Genomic DNA, 20,555 nt, shown 5'->3' with positions numbered 1-20,555 from the left:
AATCAGAACTGCACCTGCACGCCCTGCTCACGCATCGCGTTGAGCCGGTAGCGCAGCGCGCGGGTGGTCATGCCCAGGCTCTCGGCGGCCTTGGTCTTGTGCCCGCCAAAGCGGCGGATGGTGTCGATGACGTGCTGGTACTCGGCGAGCTTGCCGCTGGCGCGCAGCGCGGCGCGCCCGCCTTCGGCTGCCAGCGGGATCACCGCAGCGACGGTACCGGCAGGCACATCCGGCGCAGCCAGGCCCAGGTCGCGCGGCTGGATGAACAGGCCGTTGCGCAGTACCAGCGCGCGCTGCAGGGTGTTCTCCAGCTCGCGCACGTTGCCCGGCCAGTCGTGTTGCAGCAGCGCACGGCCGGCGGCTTCGGTGAGCAGATCGTGCTCGGCGTCCTGCGGGGCGAACTGACGGATGAAGCGGCGCGCCAGCGGCAACACGTCTTCCTTGCGCTCGCGCAGGGGCGAGATATGCAGCGGCAGCACGTCGAGGCGGAACATCAGGTCGGCACGGAAGCGCCCTTCGCTGACTTCGGCCTGCAGATCGCGGTTGGTCGCGGCGATGATGCGCACGTCCAGTTCGATCTCGCGGCGCCCGCCCAGGCGCTCCACACGCTGCTCCTGCAGCACGCGCAACAGCTTGGCCTGCAGGGCCAGCGGCAGTTCGCCGATCTCGTCCAGCAGCAGGGTGCCGCCGTTGGCCAGTTCGAACTTGCCCGGCTGGGCAGTCACCGCGCCGGTGAAGGCGCCGCGTTCGTGGCCGAAGAGGATGGATTCGAGCATCGCCTCGGGGATCGCCGCGCAGTTCACCGCGATGAAGGGCGCGTCCGGGCTGGCGATACCGTGGATGTAGCGGGCCAGCAGCTCCTTGCCGGTGCCGGTTTCGCCGGTGATCAGGATCGGCGCGCGGGTCTGCGCGACCCGTTGCGCCATGGCCAGCAGGCGGCGCCCGGCCTGGGAGCGCGAGACGAACAGTTCCTGGGCGGCGCTGGAGGCTTCCTGGCGGCGCAGCAGTGCGGCCAGCTGGCCGGCGCCGAAGGGCGACAGCAGGTAGTCGACGCAACCCAGGTCGAGCAGGGTCGCGGCCTTGTCCTGCTCTTCATAGCCGACGATGGGCACCACGTCGCGCTCGCGGCCATCGCTGAGCAGCGCGCCGACCTGTGCATAAAGGTCAGGGGCGGGGAAGGCGCCAGCGAGGATGAACAGCAGGCCGGCATCGCTGCGTGCGCGGGCCAGTTCGGCGAAGCCGGAGAAGCGCTCGACGCGGCAGCCTTCGGCCAGCAGCGTCTGCAAAAGGTGGGCGTGAGCGGCGTCCGAGGACGGCCCGATGATCGCAACTTTTTTCTGCGCCGGCCGCTCTTCGAGCAGCGTTTCACATAATTGGTCGATCGACTGGCTTAAACTGTTCACCGCAACTTTCCATTCGCTAGTGCGTTCGAAAACCCTCCTGCGTTCAACGCCAGCATCGGCCGAAAAATGTTATCGGCGACTGCGGAACTTCGTGACGGATCGGTTATCTCACGGGGGGCATTGCAACAACTTCGTCACACCTGAAGTCGCTGCAACCTGTAACTAACCCACCCACACTAACAAGTGCCAGCACTACGCCATAGCTTCCCGCCGATTAATTTAAATCAATAGACAAAAAGTTCCGTCAAAAACAGCATTTGATATCTATTGATTTAATCGAACGACCTCAGATCGCTATCATTGCGCCACGTCAGCAGCCTGTGACGCAGCAGTCACGGGCCTCCTGAAAGACAGAGCATGCCGCGAGCAACGATCAGCCGATCCCGGCGGTCATGACACCTCCCGTGTCCTTGGGCAGATGGCAGATCGAACCTGGAAGTACGACGCTGAGCATGACTGGTAAATCAAAAGTCCACCATGGCGTGCCCGCCGATAGTCTGATTCGACTGAAACCGCAGAAACTCGGCCGGCATTATCACAAGATCCCGCAGTACATCAAAGAGATCTCCGGAAAGTATCCGAGGATTATCAGCGACTACTTCCTGCGGCATTATCGAATCAATCTCGAACTGCATAACCTGACGATTCACGAGGAACTTCCCCGTGAACTGGAGTGCCTGTTCGATTCGCCCCTGGGCAAGTTCGGTTTCGCCATGGACCGCGCCCTGCTCACCGAAGTCATCGAGTGCTATTACGGCGGCACCGTGGTCGCCAATCGCGACACGCCGCCGATCAGCAGTTCCGAGCAGCGCATGCTCGACCGCCTCGGCCTGGATGTGGTGGACCTGTTCGGCCGCGCCCTGCTGATGGGCGAGTCGGTCGGCCGCCTGCAGCAGATCGACCCCACCTATGAAGAAGTGCAGTGGGAGTACGTCGCCGAGTTCAGCTACGTCAGCCACCTGACCGGCGAACGCTCCTCGCTCTACCTCTACCTGGACAACCCGCTGGCGGACGAACTGACCCGCCGCCTTGCCGGCCCGCCGCCGCCGCGCCTCACCGGCAACCCGGTGGAGCACATCAAGCACCTGCCGCTGCGCCTGGACTGCGTGGTCGCCGCCGCTCGCCTGCCGCTGTCGCAGGTGCTGGCCCTGGAGCCGGGCGATGTGCTGACGATCCGCCCGCTGGAGCGCGTCGACGTGCGGGTCAACCAGCAGAAGCTGTTCCGCGGCGCCATCTTCGAAGACGACGGCACCCTCTTCCTCTCCTCCCTGGAAAGCGTGAAAAACCCATGACCGGTTCTCTCTCCGACTCCGAGTTCGAGTCGCTGATCAACGACGGCGACCTGGGCCTCACCCAGGACGTCACCGACCTCCCCGCCGAGCCGGTGCGCGCGCCGCTGCCGCAGCAGGACCTGAGCTTCTTCGGCAAGATCCCGGTGAACGTCACCCTGGAAGTCGCCTCGGTGGAAATCTCGCTGAAGGAGCTGATGGACGTCGACGCCAACAGCGTGATCATCCTCGACAAGCTCGCCGGCGAGCCGCTCGACGTGAAGGTCAACGGCGCGCTGTTCGCCAAGGCCGAGGTGGTCGTGATGAACGGCAACTACGGCCTGCGCGTGCTCGAACTGTGCGGCGCCAGCCTCGACGCCCTGACTGCGTGATGCTGCCGCGCTGCCTGGCCACGCTTGGCCTGCTCATCGCCGCGCTCTGCCCGCTCTACGCGCAGGCGGCCGGCGGCGAGGTCACGCTGTTCAACCTGCATGACACGGCGGACGGCCAGGCCTTCAGCGTCAAGCTGCAGATCCTCATCGTCATGACCCTGCTGGGTTTCCTCCCGGCGATGCTCATGCTGATGACCTGCTTCACCCGCTTCGTCATCGTGCTGGCGATCCTCCGGCAGGCCATCGGCCTGCAGCAGAGCCCGCCGAACAACGTGCTGGTGGGCATCGCCCTGGTGATGACCCTGCTGGTCATGCGCCCGGTCTGGCAGGACATCTACAGCAACGCCTACCAGCCCTTCGAGGCCGACCAGATCAGCCTGGAAGACGGACTGGGCCGTGCCAAGCAGACCCTCAGCCGCTTCATGCTCGCGCAGACCAACCGCACCTCACTGGAGACCATGGTCAGCCTGGCCGGCGAGACGCTGCCGGAGAACCTGAATGACCTGGACTTCTCTCTGCTGCTGCCAGCGTTCGTGCTCAGCGAGCTGAAGACCGCGTTCCAGCTGGGCTTCATGATCTTCATCCCATTCCTGGTGATCGACCTGGTGGTGGCCAGCGTGCTGATGGCGATGGGCATGATGATGCTCTCGCCGATGATGATCTCGCTGCCGTTCAAGCTGATGATCTTCGTGCTGGTGGACGGCTGGGCCCTGATGATGGGCACGCTTACCAGCAGCGTGCAGCCGTTCTAGGAACCCTGCGATGCTCACTCCGGAAAGCGCCGTCGACATCGTTTCCAACGCCGTGCACATCACTGCGCTGATCGTCTGCGTGCTGATCGTGCCGAGCCTGATCGGCGGCCTGCTGGTGAGCATTTTCCAGGCAGCCACGCAGATCAACGAGCAGATGCTCAGCTTCCTCCCGCGTCTGCTGATCACCCTCGGCATGCTGGTGTTCGCCGGCCACTGGATCCTGCGCACGCTCTCGGAGCTGTTCATCGAGTCGTTCCACCAGGCAGGCCGTCTGGTCGGCTGATGCCATGCAGCAAGGCGCATCCCTCCTGCAGGCCTTCGACACCCTGCAAACGCTGCAGGCCTGGTGGTGGCCCTTCTGCCGGATCATGGCGGTGTTCGCCCTGGCGCCGATCTTCAGCCACAAGGCGATCCCCATGCGCCTGCGCATCCTCCTCGGCCTGGCCCTGACCGTCGCCCTGGGCGCCGCGCTGCCGCGCCCGCCGGCCATCGATCCGCTGTCCGCCCAGGGCCTGCTGGTGGCGCTGGAGCAGATCGCTTTCGGCCTGATGCTGGGCCTTGCGCTGATGCTGGTGTTCACCGTGTTCACCCTGGTGGGCGACGTGATATCCACCCAGTTGGGCCTGAGCATGGCGGTGTACAACGACCCCATGAACGGGGTGTCGTCGTCCTCGATCTTCTACCAGCTGTACTTCATCCTGCTGGTGTTCCTGTTCCTCTCCATCGACGGCCACCTGCTGGTGGTGAGCATCCTCTACCAGAGCTTCGTCTACTGGCCGGTGGGCAGCGGCCTGCACTACCTGGGGCTGGAATCGGTGGCCGGCAGCCTCGCCTGGGTGTTCTCCGCCGCCGTGCTGATCACCCTGCCGGTGGTGTTCTGCATGACCCTGGTGCAGTTCTGCTTCGGCCTGCTCAACCGCATCTCGCCGGCACTCAACCTGTTCTCCCTGGGGTTTCCCATGGCGATCATCGCGGGTCTTGCGTGCATCTGGCTGACCCTGCCGGACATCCCCGAGAACTACCTGAAGCTCACCCGCCAGTTGCTCGACGCCATCGGCGTGATCTTCCGCGAGGGGCGCCATGGCTGACCAGCACAGCGCCCAGGAGAAAACCGAAGAGGCCTCCCAGCAGAAGCTGAAAAAGAGCCGCGAGGATGGCCAGGTCAGCCGCTCCAAGGACCTCTCCACCACCCTCTCGCTACTGGCCACGCTGGTGGCGCTGAAGTTCTGCGTGGAGCACTTCTACGACGGCATCAAGCAGGGCTTTGCGCTGTCCTTCATCGATCTGCGGCACAGCGAGATCGGCCTGGACGACCTGCCGCTGGTGCTCGGCCACCACCTGGTGCTGTTCATCACCACGCTGCTGCCGCTGCTGGTCACGCCGCTGCTGGTGGTGCTGTTCTCGATGATCCCCGGCGGCTGGATCTTCTCCAGCAAGAACTTCATGCCCAAGCTTTCCAAGCTCAACCCGATCACCGGGCTCGGGCGCATCTTCTCGCTGCAGAACTGGACGGAGCTGGCCAAGTCGCTGCTGAAGATCGCCGTGCTGATCCTGGTCGCCCTCTACCAGCTGCACGGCGCCCTGCCCGGCCTGCTGGCGCTGCAGCGCAGCAACGTGCACAGCGCCATCGCCGCCGCCTTCGGCACCTTCTACAACATCACCCTGTCGCTGCTGGTGGTGTTCATCCTGTTCTCGCTCATCGACATCCCGATCCAGTACTTCTTCTTCAAGAAGAAGCTGCGCATGACCAAGCAGGAACGCAAGGAGGAGCACAAGAACCAGGAAGGCCGCCCGGAAGTGAAGGCGCGCATCCGCCAGATGCAGCGCCAGCTGGTGCACCGGCAGATCGGCAAATCGATCAAGACCGCCGACGTGGTGATAGTGAACCCGGTGCATTTCGCCGTGGCGCTGCGCTACGACCCGAAGAAGGCCCAGGCGCCCTACGTGGTCGCCAAGGGCCTGGACGAGACCGCGCTGTACATCCGCAAGCTGGCCAAGGCCCAAGAGCTGGAAGTGATCGAGCTGCCGCCGCTGGCCCGCGCCATCTACGCCACCACCCAGGTGAACCAGCAGATCCCCGCGCAGCTGTACAAGGCCGTGGCCCACGTCCTCACCTACATCCTCCAGCTCAAGGCCTGGCGCTCCGGGCGCCGTGAACGGCCGGAGCTGATACGCAACGTCCCCATTCCCGAAGAACTGCTGAACAGAGTCTGACCATGCGCCTACTGCAGTCACTATTGCCGACCTTCCAGAGCGGCCGCATCGGCATCCCGCTGATCATCCTGTCGATCCTCTCGATGATCATCCTGCCGCTGCCGCCGCTGGTGCTGGACGCCCTGTTCACCTTCAACATCGTGGTGGCGATCCTGGTGCTGCTGGTCAGCGTGTGGTCGAAGAGTCCGCTGGACTTTTCCCTGCTGCCCACGGTGATCCTGGTCACCACGCTGCTGCGCCTGACCCTGAACGTCGCCTCCACCCGCGTGGTGCTGCTCGACGGCCACACCGGCACCGGCGCGGCGGGCAAGGTGATCGAAGCCTTCGGCCACGTGGTGATCGGCGGCAACTTCATCGTCGGCCTGATCGTCTTCGTGATCCTGATGATCATCAACTTCATGGTCATCACCAAGGGCGGCGAGCGCATCTCCGAGGTGACCGCGCGCTTCACCCTGGACGCCCTGCCCGGCAAGCAGATGGCCATCGACGCCGACCTCAACGCCGGCCTGATCGACCAGAACGAAGCCAAGCGCCGCCGCTCGGAAGTGGCCAAGGAAGCCGACTTCTACGGCGCGATGGACGGCGCCTCGAAGTTCGTCCGCGGCGATGCCATCGCCGGCATCCTGATCCTGCTGATCAACCTGTTCGGCGGCCTGGCCATCGGTGTCTTCGTCTACGACCTGCCGGCGGCGCAGGCCTTCCAGCGCTACGCCCTGCTGACCATCGGCGACGGCCTGGTGGCGCAGATTCCGGCGCTGCTGCTGTCCACCGCGGCGGCGATCATCGTCACGCGGGTCAACGAGTCGGCGGAAATCACCAGCCTGGTGCGCAAGCAGATGCTCGCCTCGCCGTCGCTGCTCTATACCGTCGCCGGCATCCTCGTGGTGCTCGGCCTGGTGCCGGGCATGCCGCACATGGCGTTCTTCGCCTTCGCCGCGCTGGTGGCCTTCATCGCCTGGCGCCTGTCGCTGGCCGGCCCGCCCGGCGAGGCGAATACGCTGGAGCAGACCCAGGCGCTGACACAAGCGATGGACCAGGAGCGCGCGCAGCAACTGGGCTGGGAAGACATCCCGCTGGTGGAGCGGTTGTCCATCTCGCTGGGCTACAAGCTGGTCAGCCTGGTCAACGAGGCCAGCGGCGCACCGTTGCCGCAACGGATTCGCGGGGTGCGCCAGACGCTCTCGGAGAACCTCGGCTTCCTCCTGCCGGAAGTGCAGATTCGCGACAGCCTGCGCCTGAAGGCCTCGCAGTACGCCATCCACATCAACGGCGAGCGCATCGACGGTGCGGAAATCCACGCCGACCGGCTGATGGCGATTCCCTCGCCGGAGCTCTACGGCGAGATCGACGGCATCCTCGGCGTCGACCCGGCGTACCGCATGCAGGTGGTGTGGATTCTGCCGGCAGACAAGTCCCGCGCGCTGAACCTGGGCTACCAGGTGATCGACTGCGCCAGCGTGGTCGCCACGCACCTGAACAAGGTGGTGCGCGAGCACCTGCCGGACATCTTCAAGCACGACGACGTCGAGCACCTGATGCAGCGCCTGACCCTGCAGGCGCCCAAGCTCGCCGAATCGCTGAAGGCGCAGCTGACCTACTCGCAGCAGCACCGGGTGTTCCGCCAGCTGCTGCAGGAAGAAGTCGCGCTGAAGGACATCGTCACCATCGCCAGTGCCCTGCTCGAAGGCAGCGAGACCACCAAGGACCCGGTGCTGCTGGCCTCCGACGTGCGCTACGCGCTGCGCCGCAGCATCGTCTCGTCGATTGCCGGCGATCGCCCGGAGCTGAGCGTGTTCGTGCTGGAGAACGCCCTGGAGAACACCCTGCTCGGCGCCCTGAGCATCGCCCAGCAGGCCGGCCCGGTGAGCCTGGACAACATCCCGGTGGAGCCCAGCCTGCTCAACCAGCTGCAGCACAGCATGCCGGTAGTGAAGGAGAAGCTGCGCAAGGAAGGCCACCCGCCGATCCTCACCGTGATGCCGCAGTTGCGGCCGCTGCTGGCGCGTTACGCGCGGGTATTCAGTCCGGGGCTGCACGTGCTGTCGCAGAACGAGATTCCGGAGCGGGTGGGGGTGCAGATTTTGGGGACGCTGGGGTAGGGCGTTCCAGGCGAATCTCGAGCTGGGCGTTGCCCTCTCCCCCCCTGGCTGCGCGCCCCGCTCCGAAGGGAGAGGGGACTGTCCCGAGTGGGCTGGAGATTCAGCGCTCGCCGGCTGACTCAGAAACGTCCGCAGAATGCCTTACGGCCCCCTCTCCCTTCAGGGAGAGGGCTGGGGAGAGGGTGCAACAGGCCCGCACCCAAGCCAACCCCATCACGACAACCGCGCCCTCCCCAACAAACTCCGATTGAAACTCACCGACATCGACGTCACCAGCTCGGTGAACGCCGCGCTCGGCCGGTCCAGCTTGAAGCCCTGCTCGAAGCGCACGTTCTTCGCGTCCTTCTTCGACCACTGGCAGATCGCGGTGATGTCCACCGAGCGCGTGTGATCCTCGCGCACCGGAATCTCCAGGCGCATGTCGTAGCAGCTGCCCGGCGCCAGCGGCTCCTCCGTCACCAGCCGCAGGCCACCCATCGAGACATCCAGGACCACCCCCATGGGGTCGCCGCTCAGGCGGTTGGTCACGTTGATCTGGCCGATGTGGCGGAAGGTCAAACGGCGGTGCTTGCGCATGGGGGCCTCTTGTAGGGAACGGGCTCTGGGACAGGCGCCTCAGGGAGCGAAACGCGCGCGCATCCTAGCAGCGTCAGCACCTCAAACGATCTCAAAAGCTATCAACTGGCCAGTATTGGCCGCGAAAAGCCCAGCGCCTTCCATCGGCCGGCGCGCCGCTGCAGCGATGCAGCGGATACCCTGCAATCTGCGCTGCGTGATTGCCCGCAGTGCTGCGTTTTTGCATACACCCTCCAGCGCCACCCCACGGCACACGGGCTTTGCCGGCTGGCATGCAACATGCCTGCGCTCTTCCCCCGCGCCTCAGACGGCGCCTCGCCGTGTTGGGAATTTGCATTGGAGATCTGCCTTGGAGGGACAAATGGACCCACTCAAACTGCTGCTGGACAGGGGCCTGCTGCTGTCCGACAGCCTGACGTCCCAGGGACGCTTCATCGAAGTCTCCGCCGAACAGACCGACCAGCTCGGCTACCCGCCCGGTTCGCTGGATGGCCAGGGCGCCGAGCTGATCTACACCGCCGACTCGCTGAACGCGCTGATGCAGCTGTTCGCCAGCCCGCCGGCAGATGAGCGCGTGCAGGACCTGGAGCTGACCCTGATCCGCCACAACGGCGGCCTGCTGCCGGTACTCGCCAGCGGCGTGCTGCAATGGCGCGACGGCGAGCCGGCGCGCCTGCACCTGGTGAAGATGCCGCTGGGGCCGATCAGCCGGCGCCTGGGCGAGCTGCAGAGCGCCAACGAAGTGATGAGCCAGATGCTCTTCAGCGCGCGGGTGGCCTACTGGTGCATCGAGTTCGCCGAGTCGGTGGATGTGCGCGAGACGCCCGACGAGATCGTCCGCCAGGTGTTCGAAAACCGCTCCTACTGGCGCATGTGCAACCGCGCCATGGCCAACATCTACGAGATGCCCGCCGACGTCGATTTCAGCGAACAGCCGGTGCGCCTGTACTGGCCGCGCAGCCCGGCCAACGAAGAGTTCGTGCGGCGCCTGATCGAGGCGGAATTCCACGTCGACGGCGCGCTGTCGGTGGACCGCCGCCACGACGGCTCGCCGGCCTACGTGGAGAACGACGTGCGCGCCAGCATCCACAACGGCCGCATGCTGCGCATGTGGGGCAGCCTGCGCGATGTCAGTCAGGAGCTGCGCATGCAGCACGACGCCGAGCAGCGCATCGAAGCGCTGCGCCGGGTGTTCGACGCGGTGCCCGACGCCGTGCTGGTGATCGACGAGCAGGCCCAGCCGCAATGGCGCAACGCGGCCTTCGAGCAGACCTTCGGCATCACCCGCGCCGCCGGGCTGGCCTCGACGCTGAACCGCATGCCGCTGCCCGAACGCACCTGGCAGGTGCTCGACCTGCCGGACCAGTTCGGTAACTACCAGTCCTTCAACAGCCATTGCTCGCGCATCCTCATCCGCGAGGGCGTGGCCTGGCGCGTCTTCGTGCTGCGCTTGGCGAACAAGGCGACGGAGCTCCATCCATGAGCAAAAAAGCATGAGCGAAGAAGGCTTCTTCGCGCCGCTGCGCATGGGCATGCGCTCGTCGGTCAGCGCCTCGGCGGAGATGCTCTCCGCGCTGCTGGAGACGCCAGCCCTGCACGCCCTGCTGGACAGCTTCAGCGAGGCGCTGATCGTCTGCGATGGCGACTCGCGGGTGCGCTTCATCAACCTCGCGGCGGAGCGGGTCAACCGCGTCACCCGCGTGGATGTGCTGGGGCTGCCGGAGGTGGACTTCTTCCAGCGCTCGGCACTGCAGTTCGACGACTTCCAGCAGGCCCTGCGCCGCGGCGGCAAGAGCGCGCTGACCCGCTCGCGCGATGGCCGGGTGTTCCTCACCCGCGCCCAGGCCGTGCCGACCACCGCCTACGAGAAGCCTTACACCCTGCTGATCCAGCGCGAATACGAGCCGGGCACGGCGGGCAGCCTGCGCAGCCCTTCCGGGCGCGCCTCGACCACCGACCTGCAGGGCCTCGGTGACCCGCAGGACAACGCGCTGCACATGTCGCCGCTGCTCTCATCCATCGCCGACATGGGCGTACGCGCCTTCCGCCGTCGTGCGCGCCTGCTGCTGCTCGGCGAGCCCGGCGTGGGCAAGACCGCCATCGCCCGGCACATCCACCGCGCCGCCGGCTGGGGCGACCGGCCCTTCATCGACGTGAACTGCGCGAGCATCCCGGAAACCCTGTTCGAGTCGGAGATGTTCGGCTACGAGCGCGGCGCCTTCACCGGCGCGTTGCAGTCGGGCAAGCGCGGCTACATCGAGAGCGCTTCGGGCGGCACGCTGTTCCTCGACGAGATCGGCGAAATCCCGCTGCAGGTGCAGGCCAAGCTGCTCAAGTTCCTCGAGGACGGAACCATCCAGCCGGTGGGTTCGCCGCTGTCGAAACAGGTCCAGGTGCAGGTGATCGCCGCCACCAACAAGGACTTGCGCGCCCAGGTGGCGGCCGGCGAATTCCGCGCCGACCTCTATTACCGCCTGGCCGTGCTGCCGGTGGAAATCCCGCCGCTGCGCGCCCACCGCGACGACCTGCCAGTGCTGATGGACATCCTCCTGGCGCGCATCAACCGCGACCGCCAGCCGCCGCTGCGGCTCGCCTCGGGTTGCCGCGAACGCCTGCTGGGCTACGACTACCCCGGCAACATCCGCGAGCTGGTGAACATCTTCGAACGCCTCGCGGTGCTCGCCGACGACGTGGCGGAAGAGTTGCACCTGCCGCCGGAACTGCTCGGCGCGCCGCCAGCCGGCAGCCCCATCGCCCACGACGAACCGGCCGCGGCCATCGACGACCAGCCGCTCAAGGCCCAGGTACAGCGCTACGAGCGCCAGGTGATCCTGCGCGCGGTGCGCCTGTGCGGCAGCAAGCGCAAGGCAGCGATCCACCTGGGCATCGATGTCGGCACGCTGATCCGCAAGTTGCAGCGGGACGATTGAGCGCCGCCTCTTTACGCCGTCCTTCCCGGCACGCGTAGGAGCGGACTCCGTCCGCGATAGGTCCGCATCGCGCCGGAGACCATCGCGGACAGAGTCCGCTCCTACGCAAATCCCATCCACGGTATGCCTGCTCGGGGCCACCCGGTCACGCCGCCGTGCCGCACCCGGCAGAAACACCCCTGCGACAATCCACCGCTGCAAGCCTGCCTACAGGCGTTGTCATTTCTGCTTACACCTGCGTTTTCGAATTCTTACTTTTCCTTTTAATTTCAATTACTTAAATATTTGGCACAGCCTGTGCTCTGTGTACCTCCGACCCGTGGCCGTGCACGGGTCCTCGAATCGCGCTGGCTTTCTGACCACAGAGTGCCGGCAGTTCTGGAGGCACAAGAATAATGCTCATCACAGGTATCAAGAGCCGGCCGGTCTACGACCAGTTGCGCCCGCTCGCAGGTGGTCACCACCACATCATCGCCGGCCAGGGCAGCGGCGGCGCTGCCATGCTCCGTCTGCTCGCCGAGATGCCGCGCACTGCGCCCATCCGCGTGCTGTATTCCAGCGAATCCTTCTCCGGCCAGGATCACCTGGCGGCGCTGCGCGACATCACCGACGTGGAGCTTTCGATCTACCCGAGCAACCGCGCGCTGGTCGATGACCTGCACGCGCTGCTGGGCCAGTCGCGCATGGGCACCCGCCTGTACCTGGCCGGCTCCGAGAGCTTCATCGGCACCGCCATGCAAGCCGCCGATGCGATCAACCTGAACAAGGACGAAGTGCTGCGCGAGCACGCCGGCTCCTTTGTCCGCCGCGTCTGGTGCGTGCATTGCGACGGTTACACCGAGAACGTCACCCAGCGCGTCTTCGACTGCCCGCACTGCGCCCGCACCCTGGTGGTCCGCGACCACTACTCCCGCCGCCTGGCTGCCTTCCAGGCAGTGAAGGCCGACGCCGAAGTTCCCGGCGAACTGCCCGATGCCGAGGAGCTCGACACATGACCCAGTCCAACGGAACCCTGAATGTCCGCGTCACCCGCATCGAGCAGGTGACCCCGGAGATCAAGCGCTTCACCCTGGCCTCCACCGACGGCGCACACCTGACGCCGTTCTCCGGCGGCAGCAACGTCGTGGTGCTGATGCCCCACGCCAGCGGCACCTACCGCAACGCCTACTCGCTGATGAGTTCGCCCTACGACGCCAGTGCCTACCAGATCGCCGTGCGCCGCGTGGAAGAAGGCCGTGGCGGTTCGAAGCACATGCATGACGTGGTGCGCGAAGGCGACGAGCTGGAAATCCTCCGCCCAGTGAACCTGTTCCCGCTGAGCAAGCACGCGCGCCTGCACCTGTTCATCGCCGGCGGCGTGGGCATCACTCCGGTGTGTTCGCAGCTGGCGGAACTGCGCCTGCGCGGCACACCCTTCGAAGTGCACCTGGCGGTGCGCGGCGACGCCCATGCGCGTCTGGGTGAGGAACTGCTGCAGGAATACGGCGACGCCGTGCGCCTGTACCGCGACGAGCGTGGCGAGCGCCTGAACATCAGCGCCGTGCTGGCCGACCGGCCGCTGGGCAGCGACGTTTACGTCTGCGGCCCCGAGGGCATGATCCAGGCGACCATCGACGCCGCCCACGCCCACGGCTGGACCGACAGCCATATCCACTACGAGCGCTTCCTCGAACAGGGCAGCGTCGGCGAGGCGTTCCAGGTCACCCTGGCGCGCAGCGGCGCGACCCTCTCCGTGTCGCCCGACCAGAGCCTGCTGGAAGCCGCCGAGGCCGCAGGCCACGAAATCCCCTACCTGTGCCGCGGCGGCGCCTGCGGCATGTGCGAGACCAACGTCCTGGAGCTGGACGGAGAAATCCTCCACACCGACGACTGGCTGTCCGACGAGGACAAGGCCGCCAACACCAAAATCATGCCCTGCGTGTCGCGCGCCAAGTGCTCGCGGCTGGTCATCGACTGCTGAGCCGGAGAACGACCATGACCATCCAATTCCGCCCCGACGAAACCTACCGCGACGACTACACCTACGCCAACAGCCAGGCCTGCATCGACCGCGCGCCCTGGCCCTTCCCGGACGACGAGTACATGTACTCGATGAACCTGGAGCCGCACGTCCCGGTGGGCACCGATGCCTTCCGCGCGGTGTTCGACATCGACGAGCACTACATCAGCGAGTGCCGCGACCGTGCGATCACCCTGGAGAAGGACCCGGGCATGCACTACGTCTCCGCGCCGCACATGATGGAGGCGCAGTGGGACCTGCTCGAGCTGATCATGGAGTCCTACGCCAAGGACTACCCCGAGTACTTCTCCCTGGAGAAGGACGGCACCCGCTGGCACTGGACCAACAAGCTGCTGAACATCGACGACACCTTCACCTTCGGTGATCCGTCGACCCTGCCCTATGAGCCGATGGAATACGTGACCCGCCAGGCCCAGGGCGACTGGGTCCTGCAGGAAGAGCGCGACGGCACCCTGTACTGGGGCGCGGGCATCGCCACCCAGCGCGCCGACTACTCGCTGCGCTTCAACCTGGGCATGGCCTGGCACGAGTTCCACGGCCCGGTGCCGCTGGTGAAGGAGAGCGGCATGCTCGACCGTGCGCTGAAGTTCCTCCTGCGCCTGCGCAACGGCCACCCGGTGCGTCGCCTGAACTGGTCGCTGACCGTCAACCCGCGCCTGGACGTGTCCGCCGAGTCCCTGCCCGAGTGGGCGCCGGACCGCACCACGGTGACCGCCGAGAATGCTGGTCAGAAGGTCTACTTGCGCATCGAGCTGCAGCCGCTGCACCGTCTGCCGCGCAGCAACGCCATCGTGTTCCCGATCCGCACCTACCTGCTGAGCCTGGAAGACATCGCCACCAACCCGGCGTGGGCCAAGCGCATGCACCGCGTGCTCAAGAGCCTCGACCAGCAGCTCGTCGACTACAAGGGCTTCACTCGCTACCACCAGCAGGCGGTGCAGTGGCTTTCGCAGTTCGACGACGGCCAGTAGTTCCACAGCAGTACACACAACTACAAACCCGAAAAGGGAACCGGCGGGCGTCGTGAGGCCCGCCGGTCGATTGCCTTCTGCCCATCACCCCCCCGAGAGGAAACAACGATGAGTGGGTCTCCTGCCAAGCGTGCCGCTGGCGTAACCGATTCCGATGCCGAGCAGCTCGCTGCCCTCGGCTACAGCTCCAACTTCGAACGCAGCATGAGCCTGTGGGAGAACTTCTCCCTGGGCTTCACCTACCTGTCGCCGGTGGTCGGCGTCTATACCCTGTTCGGCCTGTGCCTGGCCGCCGGTGGTCCGCCGATGTTCTGGACCTACCTGCTGATCGGCCTGGGCCAGATGCTGGTGTGCCTGGTGTTCTGCGAAGTGGTCTCGCAATTCCCGATCTCCGGTGGCGTCTACCCCTGGGCGCGTCGCCTGGTGGGCAAGCGCTGGGCGTGGATGGTCGGCTGGGTGTATGCCTGGGCGCTGTGCACATCCATCGCCGGTATCGCCGTGGGCGCCAGCCCGTACATGGCCGCCATGCTCGGCTTCGAGATGCACGGCAACGCCGCCATCGGCATCGCCCTGGCGCTGATCGCGCTGTCCACCGTGCTCAACCTGTCGGGCACCAAACTGCTGGCCCGCGTCGCCATGTTCGGCTTCATCTGCGAACTGGGCGGGGCGCTGCTGGTGGGCGGCTACCTGCTGATCTTCGAGCGCCACCAGTCGTTCAGCGTGCTGTTCAACACCTTCGACATCAAGATCGACGGCAGCTACTGGCCGGCCTTCCTCGCCGCGTCCCTGGCGGGGCTGTTCCAGTACTACGGTTTCGAGGCCTGCGGTGACGTCGCCGAGGAAACCCCGAACCCCGGCAAGATGATCCCCAAGACCATGCGCATGACCATCTACATCGGCGGCGCCGCCGCGATGTTCGCGTGCCTGGCGCTGATCCTCTCGGTGCCGGACATCCAGCGTGTGATCAACGGTGAAGACACCGACCCGGTGACCACCATCCTGGCCAACGCCTTCGGCCCGGTGGGCTCGAAGCTGGTGATGGCGGTGGTGATGGTGTCGTTCGTGTCCTGCGTGCTGAGCCTGCAGGCTGCCGCCAGCCGCCTGCTGTTCGCCTATGCCCGCGACGAGATGATCGTCGGCAGCAAGGCCCTGTCGAAGCTGAACACCAACCACGTGCCGGCCGTCGCGCTGGTGGTAGCGGGCGTGATGCCGGCGGCCATCGTCTGCCTGGGCCTGTTCATGGGCGACGCCGTGGCCACCATCGTCGGCTTCGCCGCGATCGGCATCTACGTGTCGTTCCAACTGATCGTCATCGCCTCGCTGATCGCCCGCGCCAAGGGCTGGGTGCCCGGCGGCCACTTCAGCCTGGGCAAGTGGGGCGTGCCGGTGAACGTTGCAGCGCTGATCTACGGCGTGGCGGCGATCACCAACATGGTCTGGCCGCGCACCCCGGACGCGCCCTGGTACATGAACTATTCGATGATCCTCACCACCGTCGTGGTGATCGGCGCGGGCCTTATCTACATGCTGCTGGCCAAGCCCTACGACAAGGGCACGGCACCGGCGGGCGACGCCCACCGGATCTCCGGCCGCCAACTACCCGCGCGCGCTACGGGCGCGCAGACCGAACCGGCTTGATCGCAACGTTGACGCAATTCGGGCCATACGCCTGAGGGGCTGCGTCTGGAGCGTCACCTACCCCTGGTGACGCTCCCCTGCGTTTGCGCAACGGACCCGCCATCCCCGCGATGGCCGGTCCGTTTTTTTATGCCCGGTTTTTGTAGGAGCGAGGGGGACGCCTAATTCTTGCTCGCGAACAGATTTTCCGGCGGCTCCGGAGCTGGGCGGTTCGCGAGCAAGCTCGCTCCTACAGGGTTACGCCGATGCCGCTGAAAACGTAGGGGCGGACTCCGTCCGCGATGGCTTCCGGCGCGCTGCGGACCGATCGCGGACAGAGTCCGCTCCTACGCAAGGTCTGCTATCGGGCGATCCAGAGCAGGCACAGGGAGAGCGTGACCAGCGACCCCAACGTCGACACCAGGATGCTCCGCGACACCACTGCCGCCTCGCGCTGGTAGTACTCGGCGAGCATGAACGGTCCGGTGCCGGTGGGCAGTGCGCTGAGCAGCAGCGCCGAATCCGCCCACAGCGGCGGCAGGTCGAAGACCTTGTAGGCGAGGAAGCCGGTGAGCAATGGCTGGCCGACCAGCTTGATCGCCACCAGCGGCCAGGCGCCGACCTGTTCGCCCTCCTGCTTCTGCGCCAGGAACAGGCCCAGCGAGACCAGCGCGCACGGCGTGGTCGCCGCAGAGAGCATGTCGAGGAAATGCAGCAACGGCGCCGGCAGGCCGATGCCGGTCAGCGCCCACAGGCCACCAATGATCGGCGACACCACCAGCGGGTTCTTGCCCAGCGCCTTGCTCACCACCCAGACGGCACGGCCGAGGTGCTTCTCTTCCTGCAGGCCGACCTCGATGCACACCACGGCGATGGCGAACAGCACGCAGACCACCAGCAGCGAGGCGATCAGCGCCGGCTCCAGGCCGTCCTGGCCGAACACCAGCAGGCACAGCGGAATGCCCATGTACCCGGTATTGGCGTAGGACGCGCTGAGGCCATCAATACTCGCCGCCGGCAGCGCCCGGCCCTGCATCAGGCGCCAGACGAGGGTGGCGAAGAACACCAGCAGGCAGCCGCCGGTGAAAGCGGCGAGGAAGCCCGGCTGCCAGATTTCCGCCCAGGTCGCGGTGGCGGTGACCTTGAACAGCAGCGCCGGCAGGCACAGCCAGACCACCAGCTTGTTGATCTCCGAGGCCGCCTGCGGGCCGAGGCGGTTGGTGCGCCGGCACAGCCAGCCGACCAGGATCAGCGCGAAGATCGGCAGGACGACGGCGAACACGGTGTGCATGACAGGGAACCTGGAGAGCGGGAGCGGCAGGCGAGCATAGGGTTGCCAATTGATACCGTCCAATGCTTACTAAAGCGCAAATTCATACCTGATCCGTATCGATGATCGACTTCCGCCAGCTGCGCTATTTCCTCGCCGTTGCCGAGCACTTGCACTTCGGCCGCGCCGCCGAGGCGCTGCACATCACCCAGCCGCCGCTGAGCCGGCAGATCGCCGCGCTGGAAGAGGAACTGGGCACTCCGCTGTTCGCCCGCCACTCGCGCTCGGTGGAGCTGACCGCCGCCGGCCGCGACTTCCAGCAGCAGGCCCGGGCGCTGCTCGCCGGCCTCGACCTTGCCGTGCGTTCGGCCCGCGCCACTGCTCGCGGGGAGCGCGGCGAGCTACGTATCGGCTTCACCATGCTAGCCGCCTGGACGCTGCTGCCACGCCTGCTGAAAGCCTTCGCCGACGGCCACCCGGAAGTGAAGCTGGTGCTCAACGAGATGCTCCCGCGCGACCTCGGCCCGGCGCTGGACAGCGGCGAGGTGGACGTCGCCCTGACCTTCCCCGAACGCGAGCCGGGCCAGCGGCTGTACCGCACGCTGCAGCGCGAGCCGCTGTGCGCGGTGCTGCCGGCCGATCACGGATTGGCGCAGGAACCCGAGTTGGACGTGGCCAGGCTGGCCGGCGAGCCCTTCATCACCTTCCCGCCGGCCACCGCGCCGGCGCTGCACGAGTCGGTGATGGACTGCTGCCGCCAGCACGGTTTCGCCCCGGCGGTGCGCATGGAGACGCACCTGCAGCAGACCATCGTCAACCTGGTGGCCGAGGGGCTGGGGGTGTCGCTGGTGCCGGATTCGATGCGGCGCATGCAGCTGCCCGGCGTGGCCTTCCGCGCCATCGGCCGGTCGCCGCAGGTGGAGTACGGCGCGGCCTGGAGTCCGCACAACGACAACCCGTGTCTGGCAGCTTTCCTGCGCAGCGTGGGGGCTGTCGAAGCCTGAACCCACACCGGATTCCACCTGTAGGAGCGAGCTTGCTCGCGAACCGCCCAGCGCCGAAGCCGCCGGAAAGTCCGTTCGCGAGCAAGCTCGCTCCTACGAATAGCCCCCCTGCTCAATACGCAGGGCGCATAACGCCGAGGTGTTATCCGCCATCGCGGCGGATAACCCGTGCCGGGTTATGCGCCCTACCAAAGCCGCGCAATCACACCCGCCCGGTCACCGGAATGCACGCCCCGGTAATGGCCGCCGCCGCGTCGGAAGCAAGGAACAGCAGCGTCGCCGCCAGTTGCTCCGGCTGCACCCAGCGGTCGAACTCGGCGGTGGGCATGTCGGCACGGTTCTGCGGGGTGTCGATGATGCTCGGCATCAGCGCGTTGACGGTGATGTGCGCGTCCTTCAGTTCCTCCGCCAGCGCTTCGGTCAGGCGCATGACGCCGGCCTTGGACGCCGCATAGGCGCCCATGCCCAGTGCCGCGCGGGTGGCGGCAGCGGCGGCGATGTTGAGGATGCGCCCGTGCCCACGTTCCTTCAGGTGCGCCAGCGCAGCCTGGCTGGAAACCACGGCGGTGCGCAGGTTGATGCGGTACATCAGGTCCCAGGTGTCGATGTCGCCATCGCCCAGGGTTTCCCAGTGGAAGCCGCCGGCCACGTTGATCAGCGCGTCCAGGCCGCCGAAATGCTCGCCGACCTGGTCCAGCGCCGCGCGGGCGGCAGCCGGATCGGTGAGGTCGATGCCGCCGATGGACAGCGCACCGGCCTGTGGATAACGCGGGCCGACGGCGCGGTCGAGCAACGCGACCTGCCAGCCGGCGTCGGCGAACGCCTGGCCGACCACGCTACCCAGATGGCCGAAGCCGCCGGTGATGGCGACGATCCTGTTCATGCTGCTACCTCGTGACGGTGGGAGAGGCGTTCTTATAGGGGTAGCAGGGGTTGCGCGAAAGGTCGCGGGCGCCAGATGAGGGGACGGATCGGGACGGCGAGCAAACCCTCTCCCGAAGGGAGAGGGTCAGAGATCGGCCTTACTTCACCAACCGCGCATCCAGGCTGTTCTGCGCCAGCCGCTGCGCCTGCTCCTTCGTCATCCCCAGGTGCTCGTGCAGGGCGTGGAAGTTCTCGGTGACGTAGCCGCCGAAATAAGCCGGGTCGTCCGAGTTCACCGTCACCTTCACGCCACGTTCGAGCATGTCGAGGATGTTGTGCTCGCGCATGTGGTCGAACACGCAGAGCTTGGTGTTGGACAGCGGGCAGACGGTCAGCGGGATCTGCTCGTCGATGATGCGCTGCATCAGCCGCTCGTCCTCGATGGCGCGCACGCCGTGGTCGATGCGCTCGATCTTGAGCAGGTCCAGGGCCTCCCAGATGTACTCCGGCGGGCCTTCCTCGCCCGCGTGGGCGACGGTGAGGAAGCCTTCGCTGCGGGCGCGGTCGAACACGCGCTGGAACTTGCTCGGCGGGTGGCCGACTTCGGAGCTGTCCAGGCCGACGGCGATGAAGGCATCGCGGAACGGCATGGCCTGGTCGAGGGTCCTGAAGGCCTCTTCCTCGGAAAGATGGCGCAGGAAGCTGAGGATCAGGCCATGGCTGATGCCCAGCTGCTTCTCGCCATCCTTGAGCGCGCCCTGGATGCCGCGCAGTACCACCTCGAAGGGCACGCCGCGGTCGGTGTGGGTCTGCGGGTCGAAGAACGGCTCGACGTGGATGACGTTCTGCGCCTTGCACTTCTGCAAGTAAGCCCAGGTCAGGTCGTAGAAGTCCTGCTCGGTGCGCAGCACGTCGGCGCCGGCGTAATAGAGGTCGAGGAATTCCTGCAGGTTGTTGAACGCATAGGCCTTGCGCAGGCTCTCGACGTCGCCCCACGGCAGGGCGACCTTGTTGCGCTCGGCCAGGGCGAAGAGCAGCTCGGGCTCCAGCGAACCCTCCAGGTGCAGGTGCAGTTCGGCCTTGGGCAGGGCATTGAGCCAGTCGTACATGGTGAGGTCTCGTTATCGGTGGGTCAGGCGTCCGTGATTGGCACACAGGCCGGCCCGGCAAGCAAT

19 protein-coding genes are annotated in these 20,555 nt (G+C 66.2%); 14 read left to right on the top strand and 5 right to left on the bottom strand.

What is annotated here, in order from left to right; all coding sequences use genetic code 11:
* Nucleotides 1–2: 2 nt before the first annotated feature.
* Nucleotides 3–1,382, bottom strand: coding sequence for a sigma-54 dependent transcriptional regulator (locus J2T47_RS02405; RefSeq protein WP_253442700.1), 1,380 nt, complete (start codon nucleotides 1,380–1,382; stop codon nucleotides 3–5).
* A 473-nt stretch (nucleotides 1,383–1,855) separates the two neighbouring features.
* On the opposite strand from J2T47_RS02405, the gene J2T47_RS02400 reads away from it, so the two are divergent.
* From J2T47_RS02400 to J2T47_RS02370, 7 genes are read left to right on the top strand one after another with little or no spacing between them, the layout of a single operon-like run.
* Complete coding sequence (locus J2T47_RS02400) at nucleotides 1,856–2,695, top strand: FliM/FliN family flagellar motor switch protein (protein ID WP_253442079.1); 840 nt, start codon at nucleotides 1,856–1,858, stop codon at nucleotides 2,693–2,695.
* Nucleotides 2,692–3,063, top strand: a complete 372-nt coding sequence (locus J2T47_RS02395) for a FliM/FliN family flagellar motor switch protein (RefSeq protein WP_253442077.1) — start codon at nucleotides 2,692–2,694, stop codon at nucleotides 3,061–3,063. The genes J2T47_RS02400 and J2T47_RS02395 overlap by 4 nt, the downstream gene beginning before the upstream one ends.
* Nucleotides 3,063–3,815, top strand: a complete 753-nt coding sequence (gene fliP, locus J2T47_RS02390; RefSeq protein ID WP_253442074.1) for a flagellar type III secretion system pore protein FliP — start codon at nucleotides 3,063–3,065, stop codon at nucleotides 3,813–3,815. Before J2T47_RS02395 ends, fliP begins: the two co-directional genes overlap by 1 nt.
* 10 nt (nucleotides 3,816–3,825) lie before the next feature.
* Nucleotides 3,826–4,098: a flagellar biosynthetic protein FliQ gene (locus tag J2T47_RS02385; protein ID WP_045213351.1), complete on the top strand. Its 273-nt coding sequence runs from the start codon at nucleotides 3,826–3,828 to the stop codon at nucleotides 4,096–4,098.
* A gap of 4 nt (nucleotides 4,099–4,102) precedes the next feature.
* A complete protein-coding gene (fliR, locus tag J2T47_RS02380) occupies nucleotides 4,103–4,903 on the top strand; it encodes a flagellar biosynthetic protein FliR (protein WP_253442072.1) in 801 nt (266 codons plus the stop codon).
* Nucleotides 4,896–6,029 carry a flagellar biosynthesis protein FlhB gene (flhB, locus tag J2T47_RS02375; protein ID WP_253442070.1) on the top strand — a complete coding sequence of 378 codons (1,134 nt, stop codon included), beginning with the start codon at nucleotides 4,896–4,898 and terminating at the stop codon, nucleotides 6,027–6,029. Before fliR ends, flhB begins: the two co-directional genes overlap by 8 nt.
* Before the next feature lie 2 nt (nucleotides 6,030–6,031).
* On the top strand, nucleotides 6,032–8,128 hold the full coding sequence (locus J2T47_RS02370; protein WP_253442068.1) for a flagellar biosynthesis protein FlhA: 2,097 nt from the start codon (nucleotides 6,032–6,034) through the stop codon (nucleotides 8,126–8,128).
* A 213-nt stretch (nucleotides 8,129–8,341) separates the two neighbouring features.
* On the opposite strand, the gene J2T47_RS02365 is transcribed toward J2T47_RS02370, so the two are convergent.
* The gene (locus tag J2T47_RS02365) at nucleotides 8,342–8,704 is read right to left on the bottom strand and encodes a PilZ domain-containing protein (protein ID WP_088415807.1); all 363 of its coding nucleotides are present in this window, start codon (nucleotides 8,702–8,704) and stop codon (nucleotides 8,342–8,344) included.
* 361 nt (nucleotides 8,705–9,065) lie between these two features.
* Here J2T47_RS02365 and J2T47_RS02360 point away from each other — a divergent pair, with 361 nt between their 5' ends.
* The 6 genes from J2T47_RS02360 (at nucleotide 9,066) to J2T47_RS02335 (ending at nucleotide 16,263) form a co-directional block, all read left to right on the top strand.
* The gene (locus J2T47_RS02360) at nucleotides 9,066–10,187 is read left to right on the top strand and encodes a PAS domain-containing protein (RefSeq protein ID WP_253442066.1); all 1,122 of its coding nucleotides are present in this window, start codon (nucleotides 9,066–9,068) and stop codon (nucleotides 10,185–10,187) included.
* A gap of 10 nt (nucleotides 10,188–10,197) precedes the next feature.
* Nucleotides 10,198–11,634, top strand: coding sequence for a sigma-54 interaction domain-containing protein (locus J2T47_RS02355; protein ID WP_253442064.1), 1,437 nt, complete (start codon nucleotides 10,198–10,200; stop codon nucleotides 11,632–11,634).
* A 395-nt stretch (nucleotides 11,635–12,029) separates the two neighbouring features.
* Nucleotides 12,030–12,629 (top strand): dimethylamine monooxygenase subunit DmmA family protein, encoded by a 600-nt coding sequence (locus J2T47_RS02350; RefSeq protein ID WP_253442062.1) that lies wholly within the window; start codon nucleotides 12,030–12,032, stop codon nucleotides 12,627–12,629.
* Nucleotides 12,626–13,594, top strand: coding sequence for a PDR/VanB family oxidoreductase (locus J2T47_RS02345; protein ID WP_253442060.1), 969 nt, complete (start codon nucleotides 12,626–12,628; stop codon nucleotides 13,592–13,594). The genes J2T47_RS02350 and J2T47_RS02345 overlap by 4 nt, the downstream gene beginning before the upstream one ends.
* A gap of 14 nt (nucleotides 13,595–13,608) precedes the next feature.
* Nucleotides 13,609–14,625, top strand: coding sequence for a heme-dependent oxidative N-demethylase family protein (locus J2T47_RS02340; RefSeq protein ID WP_253442058.1), 1,017 nt, complete (start codon nucleotides 13,609–13,611; stop codon nucleotides 14,623–14,625).
* A 108-nt stretch (nucleotides 14,626–14,733) separates the two neighbouring features.
* Entirely contained in the window at nucleotides 14,734–16,263 is a 1,530-nt protein-coding gene (locus J2T47_RS02335) for an APC family permease (protein ID WP_253442056.1), read from the top strand.
* 340 nt (nucleotides 16,264–16,603) lie between these two features.
* Here J2T47_RS02335 and J2T47_RS02330 read toward each other — a convergent pair whose 3' ends face one another.
* Nucleotides 16,604–17,533: an AEC family transporter gene (locus tag J2T47_RS02330; RefSeq protein ID WP_253442054.1), complete on the bottom strand. Its 930-nt coding sequence runs from the start codon at nucleotides 17,531–17,533 to the stop codon at nucleotides 16,604–16,606.
* Nucleotides 17,534–17,634: 101 nt separating this feature from the next.
* Here J2T47_RS02330 and J2T47_RS02325 point away from each other — a divergent pair, with 101 nt between their 5' ends.
* Nucleotides 17,635–18,516, top strand: coding sequence for a LysR substrate-binding domain-containing protein (locus J2T47_RS02325; RefSeq protein ID WP_253442052.1), 882 nt, complete (start codon nucleotides 17,635–17,637; stop codon nucleotides 18,514–18,516).
* Nucleotides 18,517–18,718: 202 nt separating this feature from the next.
* On the opposite strand, the gene J2T47_RS02320 is transcribed toward J2T47_RS02325, so the two are convergent.
* Together J2T47_RS02320 and J2T47_RS02315 are read right to left on the bottom strand one after the other, a co-directional pair.
* Nucleotides 18,719–19,399 carry an SDR family oxidoreductase gene (locus J2T47_RS02320; protein ID WP_253442050.1) on the bottom strand — a complete coding sequence of 227 codons (681 nt, stop codon included), beginning with the start codon at nucleotides 19,397–19,399 and terminating at the stop codon, nucleotides 18,719–18,721.
* Between the two features lie 139 nt (nucleotides 19,400–19,538).
* The gene (locus tag J2T47_RS02315; RefSeq protein ID WP_253442048.1) at nucleotides 19,539–20,489 is read right to left on the bottom strand and encodes an adenosine deaminase; all 951 of its coding nucleotides are present in this window, start codon (nucleotides 20,487–20,489) and stop codon (nucleotides 19,539–19,541) included.
* Between the last annotated feature and the right edge of the window lie 66 nt (nucleotides 20,490–20,555).

The organism is Pseudomonas nitroreducens, assembly GCF_024170165.1.
GTDB lineage: Bacteria > Pseudomonadota > Gammaproteobacteria > Pseudomonadales > Pseudomonadaceae > Pseudomonas > Pseudomonas nitroreducens_C.
This window is presented reverse-complemented; position numbering and strand designations above follow the sequence as displayed.

What these genes read in the sequence shown, in the direction of transcription:
- J2T47_RS02400 (WP_253442079.1), top strand. Translation starts at nt 1,856, where the DNA reads ATGACTGGTAAATCAAAAGTCCACCATGGCGTGCCCGCCGATAGTCTG.
- J2T47_RS02395 (WP_253442077.1), top strand. Translation starts at nt 2,692, where the DNA reads ATGACCGGTTCTCTCTCCGACTCCGAGTTCGAGTCGCTGATCAACGAC.
- fliP (WP_253442074.1), top strand. Translation starts at nt 3,063, where the DNA reads ATGCTGCCGCGCTGCCTGGCCACGCTTGGCCTGCTCATCGCCGCGCTC.
- J2T47_RS02385 (WP_045213351.1), top strand. Translation starts at nt 3,826, where the DNA reads ATGCTCACTCCGGAAAGCGCCGTCGACATCGTTTCCAACGCCGTGCAC.
- fliR (WP_253442072.1), top strand. Translation starts at nt 4,103, where the DNA reads ATGCAGCAAGGCGCATCCCTCCTGCAGGCCTTCGACACCCTGCAAACG.
- flhB (WP_253442070.1), top strand. Translation starts at nt 4,896, where the DNA reads ATGGCTGACCAGCACAGCGCCCAGGAGAAAACCGAAGAGGCCTCCCAG.
- J2T47_RS02370 (WP_253442068.1), top strand. Translation starts at nt 6,032, where the DNA reads ATGCGCCTACTGCAGTCACTATTGCCGACCTTCCAGAGCGGCCGCATC.
- J2T47_RS02365 (WP_088415807.1), bottom strand. Translation starts at nt 8,704, where the DNA reads ATGCGCAAGCACCGCCGTTTGACCTTCCGCCACATCGGCCAGATCAAC.
- J2T47_RS02360 (WP_253442066.1), top strand. Translation starts at nt 9,066, where the DNA reads ATGGACCCACTCAAACTGCTGCTGGACAGGGGCCTGCTGCTGTCCGAC.
- J2T47_RS02355 (WP_253442064.1), top strand. Translation starts at nt 10,198, where the DNA reads ATGAGCGAAGAAGGCTTCTTCGCGCCGCTGCGCATGGGCATGCGCTCG.
- J2T47_RS02350 (WP_253442062.1), top strand. Translation starts at nt 12,030, where the DNA reads ATGCTCATCACAGGTATCAAGAGCCGGCCGGTCTACGACCAGTTGCGC.
- J2T47_RS02345 (WP_253442060.1), top strand. Translation starts at nt 12,626, where the DNA reads ATGACCCAGTCCAACGGAACCCTGAATGTCCGCGTCACCCGCATCGAG.
- J2T47_RS02340 (WP_253442058.1), top strand. Translation starts at nt 13,609, where the DNA reads ATGACCATCCAATTCCGCCCCGACGAAACCTACCGCGACGACTACACC.
- J2T47_RS02335 (WP_253442056.1), top strand. Translation starts at nt 14,734, where the DNA reads ATGAGTGGGTCTCCTGCCAAGCGTGCCGCTGGCGTAACCGATTCCGAT.
- J2T47_RS02330 (WP_253442054.1), bottom strand. Translation starts at nt 17,533, where the DNA reads ATGCACACCGTGTTCGCCGTCGTCCTGCCGATCTTCGCGCTGATCCTG.
- J2T47_RS02325 (WP_253442052.1), top strand. Translation starts at nt 17,635, where the DNA reads ATGATCGACTTCCGCCAGCTGCGCTATTTCCTCGCCGTTGCCGAGCAC.
- J2T47_RS02320 (WP_253442050.1), bottom strand. Translation starts at nt 19,399, where the DNA reads ATGAACAGGATCGTCGCCATCACCGGCGGCTTCGGCCATCTGGGTAGC.
- J2T47_RS02315 (WP_253442048.1), bottom strand. Translation starts at nt 20,489, where the DNA reads ATGTACGACTGGCTCAATGCCCTGCCCAAGGCCGAACTGCACCTGCAC.